This is a genomic window from Endozoicomonas sp. ALB091 (assembly GCF_049310265.1).
Classification (GTDB): Bacteria; Pseudomonadota; Gammaproteobacteria; order Pseudomonadales; family Endozoicomonadaceae; genus Endozoicomonas.
In genome coordinates this window covers 814,476-838,578 of record NZ_JBLYNQ010000006.1, presented here as the reverse complement: position 1 = coordinate 838,578, position 24,103 = coordinate 814,476, and the positions used below count along the sequence as shown (strand labels likewise).

The window sequence follows — 24,103 nt, the reverse complement described above, 5'->3', positions numbered from 1 at the left end:
AAGTTCGGTGGCACGACCCTTCGATACTTCGACAAGCTCAGCACTCAGGGTGAACGGAAATCGGGAACTTATTAAAAGACAATTCCTAAAGGCTTTTATGCCTCCCTCAAGGGCCATGGAGCAACGAGAAGTCAGCAGTGCCTGGTTAATCCTGTGTTACCCGGTTCACCTCTTCAAGGCTGGTAACCCCCTGCAGTGCCTTTAATAGCCCCGATTGGCGAAGGTTGTTAAAGCCTTCTTTCTGGGCCTGTTCCGAGATTTCCAGAGAGTTGCCTTCGGCCATAATGATCTGCTGCATGCCGGGGGTGATCGACACCACCTCATAAATACCCACACGACCTTTATAGCCACCCTTACAGTTGTCACAGCCTTTAGGGCCAAAAATCTCGGCGGAGTCCGCCTGCTCTTCGGTAAAGCCCTCTTCCAGCAGTGTTTCTTTCGGGATGTCAACTTTTACCTTGCACTGACTGCACAGTCTTCGTGCCAGACGCTGGGCAATAATCAGGCTGACCGAGGTTGCGATGTTAAATGATGGCACCCCCATGTTCTGCAAACGGGTCAGGGTCTCTGCCGCACTGTTGGTGTGCAGGGTGGACATCACCATATGGCCGGTCTGGGCCGCCTTGATGGCAATGTTGGCGGTTTCCAGGTCCCTTATCTCACCCACCATGATGATATCCGGATCCTGACGCAGGAAAGCCCGCAACGCCTGGCTGAAGTCCATACCCTGTTTGGGATTGACGTTAACCTGGTTAATACCTTCCAGGTTAATTTCCACCGGGTCCTCCGCGGTGGAAATGTTTCGCTCATTGGTATTGAGAATATTCAAACCGGTATAGAGCGATACCGTTTTTCCCGAACCGGTGGGTCCGGTAACCAGAATCATGCCCTGTGGCTGGTGCAGGGCGGTCATATACATCTCTTTCTGCTCTTCTTCGTAGCCCAGGGCATCAATACCCATTTTGGCGCTGGAAGGATCGAGGATACGAAGTACGATTTTCTCGCCCCAGAGCGTCGGCAGCGTGTTGACCCGAAAGTCGATGGCCTTGCTTTTCGACAGCTTCATTTTTATCCGGCCATCCTGAGGCTTCCTGCGCTCGGAAATATCCATGGCCGACATGATCTTCAGTCGTGAAGCAATCCTGGACCCGAGGCTGACCGGGGGGCGATTGACTTCATGGAGCACGCCGTCGGTTCTGAAACGAACCCGATAGGTTCTTTCATAGGGCTCAAAGTGCAGATCCGATGCACCGCCTTTGATGGCGGACAGCAGCATTTTATTGACGAACTTCACCACCGGCGTGTCATCCTCGCCGCCGCCGTTAGCTCCCAGGGTATCATCGGACCCATCATCCACTGCGCTGACTTCAAGGTCTTCAAGATCGACCAGCCCATCGTCGCCAAGCTCTGACAAAGCGCCACCGGTATCATCCAGAGTGGCATCAATCATTTTCTCCAGAATTTCGGGCTCCGACAGGACCGTGTGAATGGTCAGGCCGGTATTAAAGCGGATTTCATCGAGACCCTGAAGGTTGGACGGATCAGAAACGGCGGCAAACAGGTGTGAGCCCCGCTTGATCAGCGGCAGCACATTGTGCTTTCGCATCAATTTTTCTTCGACGACGTCTTTGACCAGATGCTCTTTGTCAAAGGCTTTGAGATCGATCACTGGCAGGCCAAACTCTTCGGCAGTGGCGAGCGTCAGGGCATTACCGTTGACCAGCTTTTTTTCCAGCAGATATCGGGCGAGCGGTTTGTTGGCCTTGGCAGCAGCGGCTTCAGCGTCGTGAATGTCGGCCTCTTCCATCAATTGATCGGCCAGCAGGCGGGCAGCCAGCCCGGTCAGAGGTTTGTTTGCCATAACCTGTTTCTGTCCCTGGAGATTGAATTCATTGTCAGAGCCTGATGATGTTTCGCTGAACTGGCAACGGGGCATCAGCAGGCTCTTTGTAATATATCAGCATAAATGGCGGATGGTTAAGGGTGGTTTTGTGCGGGGGGATTTTATTGGCCCGGGTTTTTGCCGGGAATCGTGGGGATTTTATCGGCTTTGGTATTGGCTGGGTATCGTGGGGCTTTAATGGGGGCACGGTTGATGGGGTTATCAATGACGCCCAAACTCCGTTCGACCTGAGCGGAGTCGAAGGGCGCTCAGGGTGAACGGAGATTGTACACATCAAACTCATTGAAATGGTGTGCTGGAGACCGTGGGCACCAGGTTAGAAGGTATAACCAACCGTGCCGGTAATGGTGCCTTTACGCAGAACGTTGTCGGCATCGCCACCCCAGGTCACTTTGGCCATCATATCGTCGTATTTGGCGGTCAGGCCCATGTTGATCCTTTTCTCGCCTTCTTCAAAGCGACCAGTAAAATGGGAGTTGCCATTAACGTCATGAGTAAAGCGGAAAGTGGACTCAAGGTTCAGTCCCTGCATTGCGACATCGTTCCAATTGGCACCAACCATTACGTTGTAGCCCCAGCTGTTCCGGTCGAGGCGTTCTTCCTCATTGATTCCTGATTCAGCGCCCTTGCCCAGGATGCGGCCATAATATTCATCATTCAGGCCAGCTACCTGTTCAAACGCCGCTTCAGCAACAACGTACATCAGATCTGTGCCAAGAACCGCACCAAAGGGTTGGATCATCGATAAAGAAGCATCCCACATCGGTGTCCGTTCGATATTCTGATACCATTGGTCAGCTTTGACGGTTTTTCCCGTAGCCTGAGAAATATCAACATCATTGCCGAGTGCAAAGTCTCTGATACCAAGAACACCGCTACCAAGAATGTCATCTGGGTGATCAACCCAGATTGGTGCATTCTCTCTATAGGTAATTTCACCGGCAATTTGTGTGTAGCCCCAGACTTTAGTATTAAAGCTGGCTCCCCAGAGTTTAATGTCTTCTGGGTAAATTACTCGGGCGTCAACACCATTTTGTAGCATATACATCGCTGCCAAACCCCGCTGTAACATCTGTCGAGTGGTATTGGTTGGATCAGCGCTGATACCATCAAGGAGGCTTTCAACTGTTGCGTTAGGAGATTCACCTGCTGCAGAAGTGAGACCGGAAATACCTAAGCCGCCGAGTGCAGACGCTTGAGTAACTTTTGTTTCAAAAAATGGAATGCTTGAGTGGTAATTAGCGTAGTAAATTGCAAATTCAGTGTCTGGTAGTGACTCAGGGGTAAATGTGAACTTCATGCCCCACTGTCCAGAGTCGCTTGCATCGACTACACCACCGACATTAGCAACTTTTCCGTAGTCACCAAATGTACCAATATTTGCGCCATTTTCACCCAGAGCTGCAGCTAACAGAGCGTCGTAACCAGCGTTTCCAATAGTGTTCAGTCCGAATCTCGACAGTTCATAGTAGGCAAAGTCAGAGCCCGGAACAAAGAGATCTGTGCCAGAGTCGTAGGTACCACGTCCTGGCATAATTGAACCTTCCCAGTCATATTGGGCAAAGGCCGACAGTTTCATTTCATCATTGAACTGGAGATCGGCCATCAGCATGCCCTGGGCAATGTTCAGATCACCATCAGAGCCGGGAAGGGAAGAGAGTGCGACATCATATGCGTTGAGATCTCTCAAACCACCGGCGTAGAAAATAGATTCACCCCAGTTATGGGTCTGATCACCCAATTTAAGACTGAGTTTCTGACCGCCTTCAAATGTCCAGTCACCGTATAAATAAGCGCTTTGTAACTTGGCCCCCCGACCCTGATTATCTTTTACTTCATCGGACCAGCCGTTAAATGTTCCAGCTTCATCGTCAAGGCCTTTTGCAACATCCTTGGCGTTATTGGAATCCCACTTGTTGCTGCCATTCATCAGTACATGGTCGTAAAAAGCCGTAGCACGACCATAGAAACCGTAGTTATCTTTTTTCAGATCCAGCTCAGAAGTCAGCTTGAGAGCCTTGCTAACAAAGCCTTTATCAAAAGAACGATCGCCGTCGTTTTCGTTTTGCTCAGCACTATCTGGCGTTTCATAACCTTCCAGATCATACTTGGCCCCCAAAGTAATGGTAGTATTGAGAGTCCCCTGCACTTCACCATCCATTGCCTCAAACTCAAAAGCCTGGGTAGAAGCAGCGAAAAGCAGTGTACCGGATAAGACAAAACCAGCGGTTGCAGGTGCGAGCTGCAGTCGTTTTTGTGGTGTCAACATGAGATGGTGTGTCCTTGCCGTTTATTATTAGAGTTATTTTTTCCACCAATGGAACATTCTAACGGCGCTGTAGCGCTGGTAACCCGGATTCCTTTACAGCCTTGGAACACCTGATAATAGTCCCCACTATCACCGGCTACCTGACCATATTTTGCACCGCAGTTGGCTATATATACGACGATGTTTAGAAAGTGCTCTTGGTATTATTTTTATTGTTCTTTGTTTCGGCCTGTCTATTTGTACTAAAGAGCATAGTGGTATGCAAGAAATTTATACCCTGTCTGGTCATTTCCTTCTTGATTTTTTTCCCCTTTTTTTTACAGGGTTTTTCTTCCTGTCAGAGCGAGCTGTCTGGTGGTCACTTGTGATGCGACAACGAGTACATGGTTTTCATCAGAATTCACTATCTGTCAGAGATGAATTTTTCGAATTTTCCGGGAAGATTGAGGTCCTTGATGCTTCTGCGGATTGGGAAATTCAGTTCGGGACGAATGACGGCACGGCATACGTTCTGAAGTGTTGGCACTGTGTCTGCCTTGCTGGCCAGCTTATCCAGTAAACTCAATAGATTCTCCATTGATTCTCGCTGAGCAAACGTGCAACCGGACCCCAGTTTTTTTTGAATATCTGAACCATCGGCTGCTAATTTTTCCAGATATTGTTGGTATTTTTGCCGGAGTCTGGTGTGTTTTACTGAATTTGTTGGGGCAACCAGAAAGGTCTCAAGCATTAATTCTAACGGTTCAATGAATTCAGCTAACTCTGTCGTGTCGATGGTCATTGGGTCGGCACCGCTTTCCAGCAGTGTTTGAATCATTGATTTTCTGACGTTTGCGCTTTCTTCTTCATCTTTGCCTTTATACAGCAGGGTAAACCTTAATGCCGTCATCCTCTTGCACTCGCCCTTGTAGGACCAGGGCCCGGTAGTCATGTTGGGGTTGGCGTTATGAAGCAACAGGGCTTCCAGCAGATCGGATTGTCCCGCTTTTGCCGCCATGTGAAGCGGCGTTATGCTATCACCGTGATGACCAGCATCGGGAGTGGCCCCCAGTTCCAGTAGCTTGAAGCAAACATCCCACTGCTGGCGGTTTGAGACGATGGTCAGTAATGTTTGCTGCCCGGAATCGCTGTCAAATAATTTATCCTTACAGCGGTAGGCTTTATTAAAAAAATAAATCAGTTCCCTGGTACTGATGGGCAGCATGGTAGCGATGAATGCTGTATCTCTGGGCTTTAAAACATGTTTTTCAACCAGAGACTGAAGGTATTCAATTTCGGTCGTGTTAGCCGGTTCTTCGGAACCAAGAACGGCTATCCCTGTTACTTCTTTCTTTGGCGAATGATCGGCTTCAGCAATCTGATATTTGTACTTCATTGTTTTGGTGCTGATTACCAGTCTGTCCCCATCTTTCATTTCACTTCTGAACATGGGGAAAACGCTTGAGGGAATGATTATCTTGGCATTTTTAGCGATGTGGTAATCATAGGGATTATTGCTACTGGCACCGTCATAGATGACTGAATTTAAAGTACCCGTTTTAGTCATATACAGGTGAGGGGGGTGATAGATCGCCCGAACGGATACACCGTTGAGGGTGGTTTTAAGGCCTGTTATATCCGGGATGAATTCACTGCCGTCGGATGCTAATGGCTCAAGGTCATGATGTTTTTGATGTACCCCATAAACCCTGTCAACAGAGTCAGAGAGGAATATGGGGTTGGTTAAGTACATACTGGTAACTGGGGATTTTTCGGCCATTCAGTGATTGATCAGATAATGCCATATATATCCAATCACTGAATATCTTAGGCCATAAAACTGTTTTAAAGTTCCGTATTTTTTTCCTATTGTGTTGTTGATAGCTGATTGCCATCAACCCGTCATTATCGTTATGGTATACGCGCAATAAATTTAATAAAAACGTTACTTTACCGAGCCTGCCTATGCGTACCTTATGTTTTCTGCTGTCTTTGCTGATCTCTGCCCAGGCGTTTTCCTGGTCCAACCACACTCTGGTCACTCACCAGATGCTGGCGACACTGCCGCCGGTTCGGGATGCAGCCCCGGTGACAGTGGAAAGTCTGGAAAGCTTTCTGCTGGCTAATGAAGAGGCGCTGGAAGCGTTTCTGGATCAGCAGGAGCAGTGGATGCAGGAAAATTTATGGCACTATGCGCCCCGTCCGCAAGATCTGGCCTTCAGGGCGACGGGCAGCAAAGACGATATTCGTACCCGCTTTGCCCATGCCATTCGTGTTAACCCAAATACCAGATGGCCTCTGTATTTACAGCTTCTTCCCGGGGAAAAACGATTGTCTCCACCCATTAAGCCGCAGTCAGTGAGCACTCTGAAGAATTTTGATCATCTGGTGTCTGTGCAGTTGGTTCAGCTGCAACCGGGGGATAAGGCCTCAGCCATCGATATCGTCACAACGGCCACGGACGAACCGGATCACGGGCTGGATATAGGCCTGTTTACCGACAGCAATACCGACTACGGCAAGATCTATGGGTTTGGTAAGCAGCCGTTTGGTAATCCAAACCTGGAATATGGTACACAGGCACCTTTCCACATGGGCTTTTACCATGAGTCATCGTTGCTTTATGCCCTGGGTGGTTTTTTAAAGCAGACGTATCCGGAGTATCGCATCCAGTCTTTTAAGCAGCTATCCGAGTTTGCCTTCAGTCAGGGGCATGATTACTGGGGATGGCGTTTTATGGGATGGGGGCTCCACTATCTCAGTGATTTTTCCAACCCGTATCATGTGATGCCGGTACCGGGCAATAATACCGTGGCAACCCTGTGGGTTGGCTTAATGAACCTTGTGGGTTTTCCACAAGGGCAGAAAGAGGCGATCCAACTGGCATCCAACCGGCACACAGTCCTTGAAGACTTTCAAAGCCAGGTGATGAGTCAGGCTTATGCAGAGAAAAACCAGCAACACCCGACCATTCAGGCACTAACGAGACAAACAACCGCCAGAGTTTATGAGGATGATCATATTGTTACGGTCATTTCCAGGCAGGCTTATGAGAAAGCTCATGATATTCACGAGGTGCTGGAACAGACCATGCCGGAACACTACGTTGATGATCCCATGGTGGAATATTCTGAACTGAATACCAGGTCTTCGTTGCAGGCAACGGTGTTAAAGACTTCCGGGGAGGATGGCTATAACCGGTTGATAGCGGTTATCACCGATTTGCTGGGTGGGTTTTCTGAAAATGGCGCTTCTTATGTGGAGGCTATTCTGTCTGCCCAGAATGATCAGGCCAGGTTGGATTGAGTCGGCAGATATTTATCCCTATCACATCGGTGAGTTTTATACCGTTGCCACCTCCGGGGCCGCTGTCCTTCCATTGAGCCATTCAATTGGAAGGACAGACTTCATCAGAAATGCTGCAAAGATTTCAAATAATGTGAAAATCACGGAACGTTCTTGCAAAGTCATAGTCCAACCTGACTAACCGATCAGAAATTTTTGAAACATCTGTTCCACTACTTAACAAGAATTGAGTAAAGCTGCCTGACTCAGTGTGCAAGCCTGGCTGACCTCTCTAGTTGGATTTTATTATGATACCCGCTTCATTTGAAAATTCCCTTTCGACACACTATACAGAACAGCAAGAAGAACAAACGGCCAGCCCTACGCTCCCCCTTGTGAACATTGATTCATCGGAATTAATACCAGCACCACAAGGTATCGAGCTGTATAGACGCTCCAAAATAGAAGTGGTTAACAAATTTCCCTTGCGATACCTGCTTACCAAACCTTATCGATTGGATTTACTTCTCAGTGACAATAATCGCAAGATTGATACCTGTCGCCGTGAATTTGCAAATTATGCTGATCAGAATAATCCGTTAGATACTTATAGTAGCAACAAATCCAGGTTCAGATATCTGGAGTCCAAAACCAATAAAAACCTTCGGTTACCCATACTCAGGCATAATAACACAAGATACGAAGCGCTAAAGACCAGGGTTGTAGAGCAAACACAGAGAATAAATGCTCTTCTGGAAGATAATTTAAAGCGTGCCATTCAATCATTTTCCAATATTGTTCCCTTGCTTGACTTCGTCAAATCAGAGTTGTCTGAATTTATGGTATTGCCCAATACGTTCAGTTCGTTACAGGAGTCATTAATAACGTTATTTGACAAGGACCAGCACCCCGGTAATGCCGAGACTCTTCGGTTGATATACATTCTTTACTGGCGGATCAATCAGGAATCAGTGCGGGAACACAGCGAGTCAGGTGCTCCTCAGGGATTGAAGGAAGTACTGAGTGTCATGGTCGTCAAGACTATGGGCTGTGATCTTGATTCACTCGATACTACGGAGTCATTAAAAAAATTCGTTGAAAATAATCACTGTTATATCAGCATTCTGTCAACTTCAGGTCACAAAGCACTTATCCAGCATTTGATAAACAGAGTAGAGCGTTTACCCAAAGAGAAGGTGCGTGCTGATTCACTATTTTTACTTAATGAAAAAATGGAAAACCTTGTTAAAGATGATGAAAACGCAATACTCAAAAAGGCATTTTCTGTACTGTGCAATGAGGCCCAAACATTAGTTGATAGTAAGGCGGCTTTTTACAGAGTAAATATCGCTGGACTGGGTCAGGATGAGGTAGCTGAAAGAATATTCAGCAAAATGCATGCATCTATTAACAACTTTGATGATGCTCTGGAGGCATTTAAGCAATTCAGTCAATTAAGCCCCGGGATTCGTAAGGAGTTCTTTGATGGCTTATATGAAAAAGTGATGTCCTGTGTTGTCAGTGCCGATCATTTTTATCAGCTCGCCTTGAACCCAGCTTTTGATAAAGATCATAGCAAGTTATGCCTGGAAGGTTTAGCAAAGTATCCATGTCATATTGAGCTCAAAAAACTTCACAAGAATCTTATTGAAAAGAAAATCTTCCAGCAGTTTGATAAAGCTGCTGAGAAATCAGCAAATGATTTTATTGAAAAGTGTCAGTCACAGATTCAGGGGATTGTTGAATTGCACGAAACCGAGTACCACAATCAATATTGCGAAACAATCCATGAGTCAATTAAACTCTATGATGAAAAAATTATGAATGCTATTACTGCATTTGAAAATGCTAATTATTATTTCGGAGGTGTTATCGTTAGCAGTCGTGATGATAGCAGGCGTAATGATAATTGCATTCGTATGAAGGAAAAATTTCAAGAAAATTTAAAAAAAGCTGTTCGGCTTGTCATGGAGGCTATGATCTTAGCGCCCAAAGACGAAATGAGAGATAAAGGCGAAAAACTGATCAACTCATATTTTGATAAACCTCACAGGGCATGGGGTGGTTATAAAAAAAAGATCCGCAAGCCAATTGAAATAGTTGAAATCATTAATAAAATCAAAGATAGTCAAACTATAGAATGCAAATATCAGAATATAAAAACCACTGCTATTGGTAATCTTGAGGCCCAGTTAAACTCTGAGGTGTCAAATAAATTATGCGAAATCCATGAAAATGCGAAACGGAAAAAGGAAGAACTAAGTCTCTCATTACCGTTGTTCCACCAGCAACTTGACAGTTATTACTCTGACTTGACTCAAATAAAGCCCACCGAAAGATATTTTCTGGTAGACGGCTTTTGGATGCCGTATCTGTATGTTGCTTTATTCCTCACTCCGGAACGTATATTCAATACGGCTTGTGGATCTGAATCTGGTGAATTGCGTTTAGATCTTCCTCCGTCTACGTGTACAGAAAATTTATCCATACCCGCTTCCAGCTTTTCAGGTGATATTGATATTGGGGATTTTGCCCGCCTGCCACTTGATATAGGTGCAGGCTTATCATTAGACAACGTTGATATCTTTTCTGAATTAGTCGCTTCTTCGCCAGACATTGGAGACGTTGTAAATGATGTTGCTGGTTTCGATTCAGGAGGTGGTCTCGGTATAAGTAGTCTCAGCATAAGAAGTCTCGATAGAGATGGGAACAGTGGAGGTGGGCACAGTAGAGGTGAGTACAGTGGAGGTGGGTACAGTGGAGATGGGTACAGTGGAGATGGGTACAGTGGAGGTGGGCACAGTGGAGGTGGATACAGTAGAAGTGAGTACAGTGGAGGTGAGTACAGTGGAGGTGAGTACAGTGGAGGTGGTTACAGTGAAGATGAGTACAGTGGAGGTGGGTACAGTGGAGGTGGGCACAGTCGAAGTGATTATGATGGAGGTGATTACGGTGGCAGCAGTTTTGGTGGAGGCGGTTTCGGCGGGGATGATTGATTGCTGAGGTGATTAGAACGTAACCCTATAAGACCCCTTACTTTGAGATCAATAGCTATTTTAAGCGAACGGGTTACGGAGTTTTTCAGGGAAATCGCTGATCAATTTGGCTGCGCTGTACAAAAAATAACCAGAGGTTTGTGAGGCTTGAAAATAGTGCGGTGCAGTCAGTTATCCACAGGTCATTCAATGGTTTGATCAATGAATCTGTTGATGACTAAAGATTGAGCTATATAACCAGGAATAGTTATTCACTTTTATCCATCAAAAAATAAGCCCGGAACTTGCCGGGCTTATTCTTTCAAGTGTTGAGAGGGCAGGGTGAACCGCTTCCTTATCAGTGACGGGTTTCACTGGCGGGGAGAATATTGGGGTGATCCAGCCAGTCTTCAGGGTTGTCATCAATGGTATCTATGGCTTCTGCTTCTTCAAGCTCTCCTCGTGTCGCCAGCACAGCCAGCTCTTTGGCAAATTTTTGCAACAGGTTAATAACATCATCACGATTACTGTTCAGGCTTTCATCGATTTCAATACTGAACAGAGGAGAGGCGTCATCCGCAAGCTCATCCTCTTCCTTGCGAACAAGGACCATGTGCAGGCCGGAAAATTCGTCATCACTGACTTCGGCCAGTTTAAAGGTAATAGACTGTGCTTCTCGAAGAATAGACAGCAGTTTCAGGGCTTCGGCAGCACTAAGATCTCCGGCATCTACACGGGCTTCGACGTACTCTCTGGCAGAAAGGCCAGAGGCAATGTAGTTATCTACCAGATCTTGAATACTCTTGTACTTGTTTTGGCTCATAGACCCTCCTGAAAGCTGTTTCAGCGGATGCCTGACCCGTAGTTTGTCAGGCGCCAAGGCCAGATTCACCAGAGCCGGGGGGCGTTCTCAATTAGCCATGAGACCAGTACTTCAAACGTGTATTCAGACATGGCCATTTGCCTGATTGAGAATGTCCTCTGACACTGATTCCTGTTTCCAGTGTACCTGATTAGCGATGAATGTATAGGGAATAATACTGATGAAGTTAAAGTGGTATAACTATAGTCTCGTGGTCAAATTGGCCTGGGCTTTTCCAGGTCAGCTGTTTTTTTCTCTCTGAGCTGATTGATCAGGCTCTTTTGTTTTAGATGGTGCTTTCAATCTTTGGGGTGCCTGTTACCAAAGTATGAACTTGTACAGACTTAACCTGAACCTTTTGCCGGGCCTCAAGGCGTTACTCGATACTCAAAGTGTTTCCCTGGCTGCGAAGCAGATGCATGTGACCCAGTCCGCCATGAGCCGGACCCTGGCTCAGTTGCGTGAGGCACTGAATGATCCGATTCTGGTCAGGCAGGGCAATCGTATTTTTCTCTCCGAAAAAGCGCTGGCGTTGAAAGACGACGTGAACCGTGTGGTGACGGAAGCCAGCACCATATTTGAGAACCAGCAGTTTGATCCCTGGATTACCGAAAAAAACTTTACCATTGCCGGGACTTATATTGTTCTTGAGCAAATCCTGCCGCAAATCCTGCACCAGTTCTGGAAACAGGCACCGCATTTTAATTTTGAACTGTTACAGTTCAGCCCGCAGCTGGATAAAAAGCTGGAGGCCGGTCAGGTCGATCTGGTGCTTGGGTATGTTGGCAAGCCACCTGCCGGTTTCAGTTATGAGCTGTTAATGGAGGATAGTATCTGTGCCCTGGTGCATGAGGATCATCCTCTCGTTGATCAGGAGATGACCATTGAAGACCTTGAGCAGTACCCGGTGATTCGTCACTCTTCGTGGATGGGAAGTCCTCATTTCATCAGGGACTACCTGGAAGGCCTCAGTGAGAATATCCGGGTGGTTGCGAAAACACCCAATCTACCCATTGGTTTGCAGCTGGTAAAGGACACCCATCATATTCTGATCACAATGGAGAGAGCAGCTCGTTACAACACTTATGTCCAGGATATGACGATGAAAACCCTGCCCGGTAAACCTCCCAGAGTCAGCTACTACGTAGTGTGGCCGGAGTACTGGGAGCATAACCGGGCGCATCGCTGGTTCAGGGAGTTCATCATTAATCGCTTCCGTCTCAAGTTGAAAGAGATGGAACGACAGGAGGCTATTATCAATGGTGAAGTGGATGATCTAACTCACTGAACTCACCGGTAAGGGCATGATTCATCCGGCCAGGCTGGCCGGGTGTATCAATAGCTGCCGACATCAGTATTGGACGTTGTATCAATGCATCTCAGTGCCAGCACATCATGGAGTTTCTCAACCTGGGTAATCAGAAGATGCACAGGTCGTGAGCTGGAAACAGTCATGGATAACTCAATTCTGCCACCGCAACGGGAAGGCGTCATGCTCATGGTGTTCACAGTAAAGCCCCGGTGTCTGATAACTCTGAGTATCCGCTCCACGACATCAGGCTGTTGATGGCATTGCAGGTATAACTGAAAGCTCATGAGTGTTGCTCCAACATTTCATGGTTAGCGGCTCCTGGTGGCACCAGGGGCCATACGTTTTCCATGGCATCAATGCACACATGAAGCAACCATGGGCCACTCACACTCAACATCTCATCCAGGGCTGACGTTACCTCATTCCGATGGGTGATGGTTCTGCCGCCAATACCAAAGGCCTTGGCCAGCGCAATAAAGTCCGGGTTATCGGAAAGATCGGTTTCGCTGTAACGGCCCTGATAAAACAGCGCCTGCCACTGGCGAACCATGCCCAGCTTCTGGTTATCCAGCAGGACTATTTTAATCGGCAGCTGTCTTCTTTTTATGGTGTTCAGCTCTTGAACATTCATCATAAATGAGCCATCACCGGATACCAGAATAACGGTATCATCCGGACGTGCCATGGCAGCGCCGATGGCGGCAGGCAGGCCAAAGCCCATGGTGCCCAGGCCGCCACTGGTCAAATGGTTTCGAGTGTGGTGAAAAGCCATATGCTGGGCAACCCACATTTGATGCTGCCCGACATCACAGCTGATAATGGCATTATCAGGCAGCTGTCGGGATAGCTGGTTGAGCAGCAGGGGCGCATAAATCGCCTCACCGGGTTTGTCGTATCGCCATTGATGTTCTTCTTTGAGTTGCTGACAGTCGCCTGGCCAATCGTTGACGGGTAAAGCGATGGACAGTTCTTTCAGTACCCAGGGCATGGGCTGATGAAAGACGACATGTGCCGCTCTGCGTTTGTGCACTTCTGCCGGGTCAATGTCGATGTGGATAACTTTTGCATCAGGGGCAAACGTGTCCAGCTTGCCGGTCACCCGGTCATCGAAACGGGCACCCACAACAACCAATAAGTCACACAGTTGTACTGCCGTGTTCGCCGCCCGGTTGCCATGCATCCCCAGCATGCCAAGATAGGCCTCGTTGTCCGGAGGTACAGTACCAAGCCCTTTTAATGTGCAGACACTGGGCAGGCCGGTCATTTGCAGAAAATGGCGCAACGCCGGTGTAGCACCAGCCATATTCACCCCTCCACCGATATAGGCGATGGGGCGGGATGCTGAGCGCATAAGTTGCAGCGCTTGATCAACGCTGTTATGGGCTGCCTGATCAGGGTGGAAACCGTTCTCAGCCAGGTCCAGCGGTGGCTGCCAGCTGGCGGGAGCCTGTTGTATATCTTTGGGAATATCCACCAGGACAGGGCCCGGTCGTCCGGAATTGGCCAGAGTAAATGCCTGATGAAGGGTTTGGCAGAGCAGGTCCGGCTCTGTCACCAGGAAACTGTGCTTGGTGCAGGCCATGGAAAGCCCCAGCATATCCATCTCCTGAAAGGCATCGGTACCCATGGCACTGGTGGGTACCTGGCCGGTAATGGCAACAATGGGGACAGAGTCCATCATGGCATCTGCCAGAGCCGTGATCAGGTTGGTTGCGCCAGGGCCTGAGGTGGCAATACAGACACCGGTTCGCTGGCTTGAGCGAGCATAGCCAATAGCGGCGAAACCGGCTCCCTGCTCATGGCGGCAGAGCAGATGCTCAACAGGGGCGTCAAGCAGGGCGTCATACACCGGCATAATGGTGCCGCCGGGATAACCAAAAACGGTGTCAACACCGTGGTGAACCAGGGTTTGGACAATTGCTTCAGCACCATTCATATCGATGATCCCCCGACTGCCAGATGTTGAGGGTAATCGCTGCAGATAGAATGACAGGCAGGATAATGACAGATAGCACGATCAGGTTAAGCATGACTTTTCTCCTTTATCAGGTATAAAAAAACCCCCGGACCTTTCGGTGCGGGGGTTTTGTAACAGCTGTTTATTCAGCCCACAAAGCCACCCGCGGTGATAATAATCACCACGTTAAGAATGACTGGTTGGTTCAGGGCTGAAGGCATCATAGGTTTATCAGTTTTAAATGTTTAATGTACAGGTTTTATAGCACAGCATTATTTGCAGTGCCAGAAACCCAGAGGCATGATCACCATGGAGGTCACTATGAAAGGCCAGGCCGACACTCAATCCACTGTGCTGGATGTTGATAACCTCCGGCAGCAGTTTCCCCTGTTGTCACAGACCGTGCATGGCCATCCGCTGGTCTACCTGGACAATGCGGCAACCACACAGAAGCCGGTGTCGGTTATTGAGTCGCTAAACCGCTATTATCGGGAGCAGAATGCCAATGTGCATCGGGCAGCGCACTTCCTGAGTGCCTGCACGACCCATGGGTTTGAAGCCGCCAGAGAAACCACCCGCCACTTTATTAATGCCCGTTTTACGGAAGAGATTATCTGGACCCGGGGCGCGACTGAAGCCATCAATCTGGTGGCCAGCAGCTGGGGACGAAGCCAGCTGAAGGCTGGCGATGAGATTATCCTGAGCCGCCTTGAGCACCATGCCAATATCGTTCCCTGGCAACTGCTGACTGAAGTCACCGGGGCCACCATCAGGGTGGTTGAGCTGGATGATGCTGGCAATCTGGATATGCAACAGTTCCGGCAATTGCTGTCGGATAAGAGCAGGCTGGTGGCAATGACCCATACCTCCAATGCCATTGGTACGATCACCCCCATTAAAGAGGTTATTGAGCTTGCCCATCAGGCCGGTGCCCTGGTCCTGGTGGACGGTTCTCAGGCTGTTGCTCACCAGAAAGTGGATGTTCAGGCGCTGGGGGCCGACTTTTATGTGTTTTCCGGCCATAAGGTCTACGGCCCTACGGGAATCGGTGTGCTGTACGGGCGAAGGGGACTGTTGGAAAACATGCCTCCCTGGCAGGGCGGTGGTGAGATGATCGAGCATGTCAGTTTTTCCGGCACCCGCTTTAATCGCCTGCCGTTCAAATTTGAGGCAGGAACCCCCAATATTGCCGGTGCCATTGGTTTAGGCAAAGCGCTGGAGTTTTTAGCGGATATTGATGTTGCCGCCATGCAGGCCCATGAACATCAGCTGCGCCTGCTGGTGGAGGAGGGATTAAGCCAGATAAGCGGTATCCGTCTGATTGGTCTGGCAGAGTGGAAAGCGCCCGTCGTGTCGTTTGTCTCCAGCGAACATCATAATCAGGACATCGGGCTGATGCTTGACCAACAGGGGATTGCCGTGAGAACCGGGCATCATTGTGCCATGCCCCTGATGGAGGGCCTGAATCTCAATGGAACGGTCAGAGCTTCTTTTGCCCTCTATAACACCGTCGATGAGGCCGTGGCTTTTGTGGATGCCATGAACAAGCTCCACCATTCTCCGCTGTATATTGCTCACCCTGAAATGAACAGTGATCAGGATGAAGAGCAGGGCAAGACGCAGGCAATGATCAGTGAAGCAACTAACCTGCCAGAGGTTTTTCGTCAGCAGGCTCCGAACCTTGCCACGATAACAGAACGGTTGAATGGGCTTTCAGGCTGGCAGGAACGTTACCGCCAGATCATGCTGCTGGGCAAAGAGCTGCCTGTGCTGTCGTGGGAATGGAGAAGTGATGCTGCCCGACTTCATGGTTGCGAGAGCAGCGTCTGGCTGCATCATCACTATGACGATGAAACCATGCGCCTGTACTTTATCGCTGACTCCGATGCGAGAGTGATCCGGGGGCTGATAGCCATTGTTCTGGCGGTATTCTCAGGGAAAACACCGGCAGAGATTGAACGGGAAGATATTGACCTGTGGTTCCGTGAGTTGGATCTGTTCAATCATTTAAGCCCATCCAGGGGCAATGGGCTTAAGGCGATTGTCCGGGAGATTCAGGCGGTTGCCCATCGTTATCGATAGCACCAACCGACTATTCAGGCAGAATGGCTCGGACAGCCTCCTTTCTGGTCAACTTCTCGATAATTCGCGCAGCCGCAGCAAAACCGAAGGTTGCAGTCACTGCGGTGGCCGCGCCAAAACCACTGGCACAGTCCATTTTCATTGAGCCTTCACCGGTTGGTTTGGTCTGGCAGATGGTGCCATCAGCCTGTGGATAAACCGCCTGCTCGGTGGAAAACACACAGTCTACCCCAAACTTTCGTTTGGTATTCTTGCTGAAGCCATGACGGTCACGAAGCTGGTTGCGCACTTTTCTTGCCAGAGGGTCGTGCCAGGTTTTGGTCAGATCGGTGATCTGAATCTGGGTAGGATCCATCTGTCCGCCAGCGCCGCCAGTGGTGATGATTTTGATTTTGTGACGTTTGCAGTGAGCGATCAGCGCCGCCTTAACCCGGAAGCTGTCGATGGCATCCAGCACATAGTCAAACTCGCTGGTGATCAGTTCCTGAAGATTATCTTCCGTAATAAAGTCTTCAATGGTCTGACATTGACACTCGGGGTTTATCTGGGTGATGCGTTCGGCAATCACCTCAACTTTTGAGCGACCAATGGTGTTCGTAAGCGCATGCAATTGGCGATTGGTGTTGGTTATACAAATGTCGTCCAGATCGATCAGTGTGATGTTACCCACCGCCGTTCTGGCCAGGGCTTCTGCTGCCCAGGAGCCAACACCTCCAATACCGATGACGCAGACATGGGATTGACGAAGCTGTTCAACAGCACTGTTGCCATACAAGCGGCGAATACCGCCGAACCGGTCATTAAAGCTGTTGCTGGGGGAAGAGGCTGCTGGCATTGGAAACGACTGAGATAAAACATTAGTAGCCGATTATACAACCCAAAGTGGCATTGTTTTAATCAAATTTTGCCCTGCTTTGACTCTGACTGACCTGCCATCAATGGAACCTAATAATTATTTCGAGGTCAAACTGCGGTATTTATTGTCCAAGTGCGCGAGGCTTAATTCTGAAAGCAGCATCATCAACCCCTCACCGCTCAGAGTCCGCTCGCCGTGCTGACCGGCATGCCGGGCCACGCGTGGTTTCTGACCGTGCCGGAACCGCATTTAATGGTAAAAGAGTCTCATACAATCGGCCCTGTAGAAGCAAAGACAGCATCCGGGGTAGCAGCAAATCTATAGAGGATGCCTTTTGGGATAAAGAACCATTACATGGACGTCAAATCACCTCGGCTGATGTGCTTTCAGCCTTTGAAAAAGATACAACGTCCCTCAGAAGTGGGTTCTTTCTGCAAAAACTTTGCTTGCAGAACATACTGCTAAACAACAGAAAAGTTACCCCGGATGAGGTCATTCAAGAATTCAATCGAGAGCCGGATCGACATTATAAATACAAATTAGCGATAGTGCGTTTCAAAGAGGAATGCTGTCTGAGGGGGCTGCCGCTGAAGGGCCAGAAAGTCACAACGAATGCCGTGGTTCAGGGGCTTCAGTCAGTCAGTGCAATACTGGAGCTGGCGCGCTTTAAGGAGTTATGTTGCCTGAGAGGCCTGGCGTTGAATGGCCGGCAGGTCACACCGAACGAGGTGATTCAGGATTATCAGGCCGCCAGGGCAACATTGGAGCTGGCGCGCTTCAAAGCGGAATGTTGTCTTAAAGGGGTGTTGTTGAATGGCCAGGGGATCCTTCCGGATGCGGTGGTTAAGGACTTTCCGGATAATCCGAGAGGCAAACTGGGGCTGGCCCGCTTCAAAGCGGACTGTTGCCTGAATGGCTTGGCGTTGAATGGCCAGCAGGTCACTGCGGATGAGGTGGTTAAGGATTTTCAGGCGGTTGGGGTGTTTCTGGAGTTAGCGCACTTTAAGGAACAGTGTTGCCTGGGGGGCCTGGCGTTGAATGGCCGGGAGGTCACACCGGATGAGGTGGTTCAGGGTTTCCCGAATAGTCCGGAAGGCAAACTGGGGATAGCACGCTTTAAGGAAAAATGTTGCCTGAGGGGGCTGGCGTTGAATGGTCGGCAGGTCACGCCGGATGAGGTGGATTTCCCTGATAGTCCGGAAGGACTGCTGGGGATGGCACGCTTCAGGGGGCAATGTTGGCTGAAGAGCCTGGCGTTGAATGGCCAGCGGGTCACGCCGGATGAGGTGGCCAAGGGTTATCAGGCAGTCAGGGCAACCCTGGAGCTAATACGTTTGAAGGAGCAATGTTGCCTGCTGGGCCAGTCTTTGAATGGTCAGCCGGTCACACCGGAGGCGGTGGTCAAGGATTATCAGGAAGCCAGGGCATCATTGGAGCTGGCACGCTTCAAACAGGAATGCTGCCTGAAGAAGCTGCCATTGAATGGCCAGCAGGTCACACCGGATGAGGTGGTCAAGGATTTCCCGGATAGTCTGGATGGTCGGCTGGGAATAGCACACTTCCGGGCAAAATGTTACCTGAATGGCCTGCCATTGAATGGCCAGCCGGTCAGCCCGGATATGGTGATTGAAGGTTATCAGGCCGTCAGGGCAGCACTGGAGGTGGCGCACTTTAAGGAAAATTGTTGTCTGAAGAATCTGGCGGTGAGGGGTGGGCCGGTCACACCGGATGCGGTGGTCAAGGCTTTCCCGGCGAGTCCGGAAGGCAAAACGGGGTGCGCGCGCTTTAAGCAATTATGTTGCCTGAAGGGGCTGGCGTTGAATGGTCAGCCGGTCACACCGGAGGCGGTGGTTAATGGTTTCCCGAATAGTCCGGAAGGCAGGCTGGGAATAGTGCGCTTCAAAGCGGAATGTTGCCTGAGGGGGCTGCTGTTGAAGGGGCGGCGCGTCACAACGGATGAGGTAGTGAAAGATTTTCAGGCCATCAGGGCAACGCTGGAGCTGGTGCGCTTTAAGGAGCAATGTTGCCTGAAGGGCCTGGCCTTGAATGGCCACCAGATCGCGCCCTATACGGTGGTTAAGGGTTTTCAGTTGGTCGGGGCAACTCTGGAACTGGCTCACTTTAAAGCCGAGTGCTGCCTGAGAGGGCTGGTGGTGGATGATCGGCAAGTCACACCGGCTGAGGTGGTTAAGGGTTTCCCGGAGAGTCCGGAAGGCAAACTGGGGATAGCGCGCTTCAAAGCGGAATGTTGCCTGAAGGGGCGGCTGTTGAATGGCCAGCAGGTGACAGCGGATGCGGTGGTTAATGCTTTTCCGGAGAGTCCGGAAGGCAGACTGGGGATAGCGCGCTTTAAGGAACAATGTTGCCTGAGGGGCTTGCTGTTGAATAACCAGCAGGTGACACCGGACGCGGTGATTAAGGGTTTTCCCGATAGTCCGGAGGGCAAACTGGGCATAGCGCGTTTTAAGTCACAATGTTGCCTGATGGGGCTGCTGTTGAACGGTCAGCAAGTCACACCGCAAGCGGTAATCAAGGAGTATGAACGCGGTGGCTGGTGGCTCGAACGCGCTATTTTTTATGCCCAGCTGGCGTTGAATGCAAGAGAATTGAATGGCAGCCTTCTGGATAACCAGAAAGTATTGGAAGCATTTAATAAAGTACCCGGGGATAATTCTTCAAGGCAGGTCAGGTATCTGATACAAAGGTTGAAACACCCTCAGCAATACCATGAAACCAATCAAGCCCGGAAGATACTGCAAACGGCCTGGCAAATCTTAAACAACGTATCAATCAAAGACGATGAGCAACATCGACTGCAAAGCCTTTTGCAATTCATGGCTATGTACCATGAGCTGCCAATTGACCGTCAGAGAGTATCAACAGAACAGGTATATCAATCCCTCACACTGCTGCGGAGTTCATTTCAGAATTCACGCCTGCATTTCTTCTTCCTGTCGCACTGCCATATCACGAGACAGTCTGTTAATGGGCGGCATATCCATCAGGGGCAGGTGCTGGACTGCCTGCAGAGTTTTCCAGCAGGAACCGCTTTGCGCCATGCTTTAGGCTTCTGGTTTGAACAAAGCATCTGTGAAGCCAATTTAATGGAAAATATACTCCACAACCTGAAAGCTATCGTTCCCGCAAGATGGGACAGTGATGGTGTTTACCGATACGCAACCTCTGCCAGTCAGCACAGCTCCTCCGCCGCGGCAGTTGCTGGCAGTAGGGCTCAGCAATCTTCGTCAAAACAATGGTTAAGTGTCGGCGAACCGGGGCTCCCCGACATTCAGCTGCCCCGGTTACATGCGTTAAAGTTGAAAACATTTGAGATTATTGCGGAAGTTAATCGTTTTTATACTGATCCACCCCTCCTGATTACCGGTTCATACGCACGCTTTTTGCAGAACCGCTGCTCATTATTTATTGATATTGACATTCAATGCACGTCAGACGAGTCTGCCAGAAAATTCCTGGAAAAATTGCAGGTACTCAACACCGACAGTGATTCAGTCATTCCCCAAAGCATGGTCATTTGGGCAACTCCGGGGTGTCAGGCGACTAAGCAGCCAAAAGTCTACAATGTTCATCTTAATTACGGTGATCTGGGTGCCAAATTAATGGGGCTTCACATCAGTGTTGATACCGGGGTGGCCGATGAGAAGGCAACACAATTGGCTGCTCCTGGTGTTGAGAGAACGTTCAGCGATTTGTCGTTTCCTGAACAAACCAGATCACTGAACGATATGCTGGGATTCCTGGTTGATAACCTTGATCTGCTGACCGTGGAATTCCAAAAAGGAGCGGTATTTGAATTACCTGAAACCCTTCTTTTTAATAACCCCAAAAACCCTGATGAGCGTATTTATGGCTTGCTTACCTGTGCACTGATTTCCCTGAGTAAAGCCAGGGAGTTTATTGCCCGGCACTCTTCTGGAGGCAAACCCGACCTGGTGCCTGACTCGCTTCAAGAAGCATATCAACGCCTGCATACACTCACGGCAACTCTGCAAACGCAACTGAATAGCCACGATTACCGTGTTGATTTTGAGCAAATAGTGAAGGGCTTGCTATCGACCATTCAGAATGAAAGTGATGACGATATCGAGCGGAAGGACTTGATCAAAGTAATGCTGGCAATGTTGCAGCCTCCCGGGGAGGCACAATGAATTTTACAATAAAAAAGCCAGACAACTGTCTGGCTTGAGTGTGTAACAGTTCGTACGATTAACTTTGGTTTTCTTTGGTCAGATCAGCGATTTCTTTCAGGCGTTCCAGTACTTTCTGGTTGATGGAGCCTTTTGGATAATTGCCTTTGCTGTTCATAACACCCGGACGATGGCCGGTCAGCAGTTCAAGTGCCTCTTCAACATGAGAAACCGCATAAACATTAAACTTCTTGGCTTTTACCGCATCCACTACCTTGCTGTGCAACATCAGGTTCCGAACGTTCGCCTGAGGGATAATTACCCCCTGCTCACCGGTCAGACCCCTGGCATTACAGAGATCAAAGAAACCTTCGATTTTCTCGTTAACACCACCAATGGCCTGAACTTCACCGTGCTGGTTCATGGAGCCGGTGACGGCATAGCATTGCTTGATCGGAGTATTGGTCAATGCTGAGAGCAGACAGCAGAGCTCAGCCATGGAGGCACTGTCGCCGTCGATATAACCGTAGGATTGTTCCATCGCCAGACTGGCGGAAATCGCCAGTGGGAATTTTTGCGCATAACGGCTGCCAAGATAACCGGTCAGGATCATAACCCCTTTCGAGTGAATGGCCTGACCCAGGGCGACCTCCCGCTCAATATCCACAATACCCTGGCTGCCGGGATAAACCGCTGCGGTAATCCGGGCGGGAGAGCCAAAACAGGCATCTCCCACAGAGAGCACAGTTAAACCATTGATCTTACCAATCTGCTCACCGTCAGTATCAATCAGAATGCTGCCTTCCAGCATATCATCCAGAATCTGCTTACTGACCCGGCCAGTCCGCTCGGCCTTGGCATCCAGCGCCCGGTCAATGTGCTCGTGGTTGATTTTACGGCCATTGCCGGTGCGTCGGATAAAGTCAGCCTCGGCCAGCAAGTCGAAGAGTTCGCCGATTTTTGCCGACAGTTGAGTCTGGTTTTCGGTCATCCGGGAGCTTTGTTCGATCATCCGGGCAACCGCTGATGCAGACAGTGGTGGATAGTTTTCATCGTCTGCCCGGTTTTTCAACAGCTGGGCAAAGGCCTGAACAGTTTCAGGAGAGCGTGGCAGCTGGTCATCAAAGTCCACCAGTACCCGGAACATTTCGTGGAAATCCGGGTCGAGCTGCTGAAGGATGTAATAAATATCCCGGGAGCCAACCAGAATCACCTTCACGTGCAGTGGAATAATTTCCGGGGTGAGGGTAATGGTGTTCATCAACCCCATCTCGGAGTAGGGGGATTCAATTTTCAACTGCCGCTCTTTCAGCGCCCGTTTCAGGGCTTCCCAGACGAAAGGCTCTTCCAGCAGCTTGTTGGCTTCCAGCAATAGATAACCGCCATTGGCCTGGTGCAGAGAGCCGGGGCAGATCTGACGGAAGTTGGTTACCAGGGCTCCCATCTCACTGGCGTATTCGATGCGGCCAAAGAGGTTCTTATAGTTGGGATGAGACTCATAAATAACCGGCGCAGCGGCATCGTTCTTATGGCCGACCACCAGGTTGGGGGCGTAGAGTTCTTCTAATGCTGATCGTTTGCTGGCGTCTTCTTTGGACTCCATTGCCCGTTCATCCGCCAGGTATTCAATTACTGTTCTGTGCAGGTGCTGTTTGACGGCTTCCAGGTAATCCAGAACATTCTGCTCTTTGCTGTATTTTTTCAGCATAGGCTTCATCAGGGGAGCCAGAGCCTGGTCAATGGTGTCCTGATTCAGATCCTGCAGCTTTTCGTTGGATTCCCGTTTCCACTGGGGCAGTTCCACCAGAGACTCATTGAGTTTGGTTTCCAGTTCACTGATGTCGTTATTGAACTTTTCCCGCTTTTTATCCGGCAATTGCGCGAACTCGGTTTCGTCCATCGCCTTACCGCTGGACATTGGCGTGAAGCTCAAGGCACCGGTATCCCGGTACAAGGCGATATCCCGTTTCAGCGCTTCCTGTTCAATTTGATCAATGGCCTGGTCATAACGCTTATTAAAGCTGCGCTCGATGGCGCTTTTCTTTTGTTGATAAGTGGGGTTTTCAAACGCCGCCGGGAAGGTCATCAGCAGTTTATCAATAAAACTCTCAAAATCCTTCTGCAGGTCACTGCCCAGACCGGCGGGTAACTTCAGGGCTTTCGGCTCACGGGGGTTATCAAAGTTATTGACATAGGCCCAGTCATCCGAGGAGCTCTGTCGCTTGGCTTCTGTTTCAAGGTATTTACGGAGGTAGGACATTCGGCCTGTTCCGGACTCGCCCATGACATAGATGTTATAGCCCGAGCGGTGCATGGCGACACCAAACTGAATCGCACTGGTAGCTCGCTCCTGACCCAGGATGCCGACGTAATTTTCCAGCTCTTCTGTGGACTTGAAACCCAAATCCTTCACTGGTTGCTTAGCAATAAGCTGATTCGCTGTTAGTTTGAGTTTTTTCACAAGTCTTGCCATTT

Annotated in this window: 14 protein-coding genes; 5 read left to right on the top strand and 9 right to left on the bottom strand. The window is 49.4% G+C overall.

Annotated elements, in window-relative coordinates:
- Positions 1–145: 145 nt before the first annotated feature.
- From pilB to ACO6UX_RS10620, 4 genes are all read right to left on the bottom strand, one after another.
- Positions 146–1,861 (bottom strand): type IV-A pilus assembly ATPase PilB, encoded by a 1,716-nt coding sequence (gene pilB / locus ACO6UX_RS10635; protein WP_422447407.1) that lies wholly within the window; start codon positions 1,859–1,861, stop codon positions 146–148.
- Between the two features lie 34 nt (positions 1,862–1,895).
- Positions 1,896–2,108 (bottom strand): hypothetical protein, encoded by a 213-nt coding sequence (locus tag ACO6UX_RS10630; protein WP_422447405.1) that lies wholly within the window; start codon positions 2,106–2,108, stop codon positions 1,896–1,898.
- A 111-nt stretch (positions 2,109–2,219) separates the two neighbouring features.
- Complete coding sequence (locus tag ACO6UX_RS10625) at positions 2,220–4,172, bottom strand: DUF1302 domain-containing protein (RefSeq protein WP_422447403.1); 1,953 nt, start codon at positions 4,170–4,172, stop codon at positions 2,220–2,222.
- 403 nt (positions 4,173–4,575) lie between these two features.
- Positions 4,576–5,931 (bottom strand): hypothetical protein, encoded by a 1,356-nt coding sequence (locus ACO6UX_RS10620; protein ID WP_422447401.1) that lies wholly within the window; start codon positions 5,929–5,931, stop codon positions 4,576–4,578.
- Between the two features lie 185 nt (positions 5,932–6,116).
- Here ACO6UX_RS10620 and ACO6UX_RS10615 point away from each other — a divergent pair, with 185 nt between their 5' ends.
- Positions 6,117–7,457, top strand: coding sequence for a hypothetical protein (locus tag ACO6UX_RS10615; RefSeq protein WP_422447399.1), 1,341 nt, complete (start codon positions 6,117–6,119; stop codon positions 7,455–7,457).
- Positions 7,458–7,744: 287 nt separating this feature from the next.
- Positions 7,745–10,432 carry a hypothetical protein gene (locus ACO6UX_RS10610; RefSeq protein WP_422447397.1) on the top strand — a complete coding sequence of 896 codons (2,688 nt, stop codon included), beginning with the start codon at positions 7,745–7,747 and terminating at the stop codon, positions 10,430–10,432.
- 337 nt (positions 10,433–10,769) lie between these two features.
- Here ACO6UX_RS10610 and ACO6UX_RS10605 read toward each other — a convergent pair whose 3' ends face one another.
- Positions 10,770–11,234 carry a hypothetical protein gene (locus ACO6UX_RS10605; RefSeq protein WP_101746581.1) on the bottom strand — a complete coding sequence of 155 codons (465 nt, stop codon included), beginning with the start codon at positions 11,232–11,234 and terminating at the stop codon, positions 10,770–10,772.
- A gap of 367 nt (positions 11,235–11,601) precedes the next feature.
- Here ACO6UX_RS10605 and ACO6UX_RS10600 point away from each other — a divergent pair, with 367 nt between their 5' ends.
- The gene (locus ACO6UX_RS10600) at positions 11,602–12,561 is read left to right on the top strand and encodes a LysR family transcriptional regulator (protein WP_422447395.1); all 960 of its coding nucleotides are present in this window, start codon (positions 11,602–11,604) and stop codon (positions 12,559–12,561) included.
- 47 nt (positions 12,562–12,608) lie between these two features.
- Here ACO6UX_RS10600 and ilvM read toward each other — a convergent pair whose 3' ends face one another.
- The gene (gene ilvM / locus ACO6UX_RS10595; RefSeq protein ID WP_422447393.1) at positions 12,609–12,869 is read right to left on the bottom strand and encodes an acetolactate synthase 2 small subunit; all 261 of its coding nucleotides are present in this window, start codon (positions 12,867–12,869) and stop codon (positions 12,609–12,611) included.
- The gene (gene ilvG / locus ACO6UX_RS10590; protein WP_422447391.1) at positions 12,866–14,521 is read right to left on the bottom strand and encodes an acetolactate synthase 2 catalytic subunit; all 1,656 of its coding nucleotides are present in this window, start codon (positions 14,519–14,521) and stop codon (positions 12,866–12,868) included. The genes ilvM and ilvG overlap by 4 nt, the downstream gene beginning before the upstream one ends.
- A 321-nt stretch (positions 14,522–14,842) precedes the next feature.
- On the opposite strand from ilvG, the gene ACO6UX_RS10585 reads away from it, so the two are divergent.
- Positions 14,843–16,624 (top strand): SufS family cysteine desulfurase, encoded by a 1,782-nt coding sequence (locus ACO6UX_RS10585; protein WP_422447389.1) that lies wholly within the window; start codon positions 14,843–14,845, stop codon positions 16,622–16,624.
- Positions 16,625–16,634: 10 nt separating this feature from the next.
- Here the strand turns inward: ACO6UX_RS10585 and tcdA are convergent, their stop codons facing one another.
- Positions 16,635–17,459, bottom strand: a complete 825-nt coding sequence (gene tcdA / locus ACO6UX_RS10580; protein ID WP_422447387.1) for a tRNA cyclic N6-threonylcarbamoyladenosine(37) synthase TcdA — start codon at positions 17,457–17,459, stop codon at positions 16,635–16,637.
- A gap of 467 nt (positions 17,460–17,926) precedes the next feature.
- Here tcdA and ACO6UX_RS10575 point away from each other — a divergent pair, with 467 nt between their 5' ends.
- Positions 17,927–21,649, top strand: coding sequence for a hypothetical protein (locus ACO6UX_RS10575; RefSeq protein ID WP_422447385.1), 3,723 nt, complete (start codon positions 17,927–17,929; stop codon positions 21,647–21,649).
- 58 nt (positions 21,650–21,707) lie between these two features.
- Here the strand turns inward: ACO6UX_RS10575 and ACO6UX_RS10570 are convergent, their stop codons facing one another.
- On the bottom strand, positions 21,708–24,041 hold the full coding sequence (locus ACO6UX_RS10570; protein WP_338063476.1) for an ATP-binding protein: 2,334 nt from the start codon (positions 24,039–24,041) through the stop codon (positions 21,708–21,710).
- Positions 24,042–24,103: the final 62 nt, after the last annotated feature.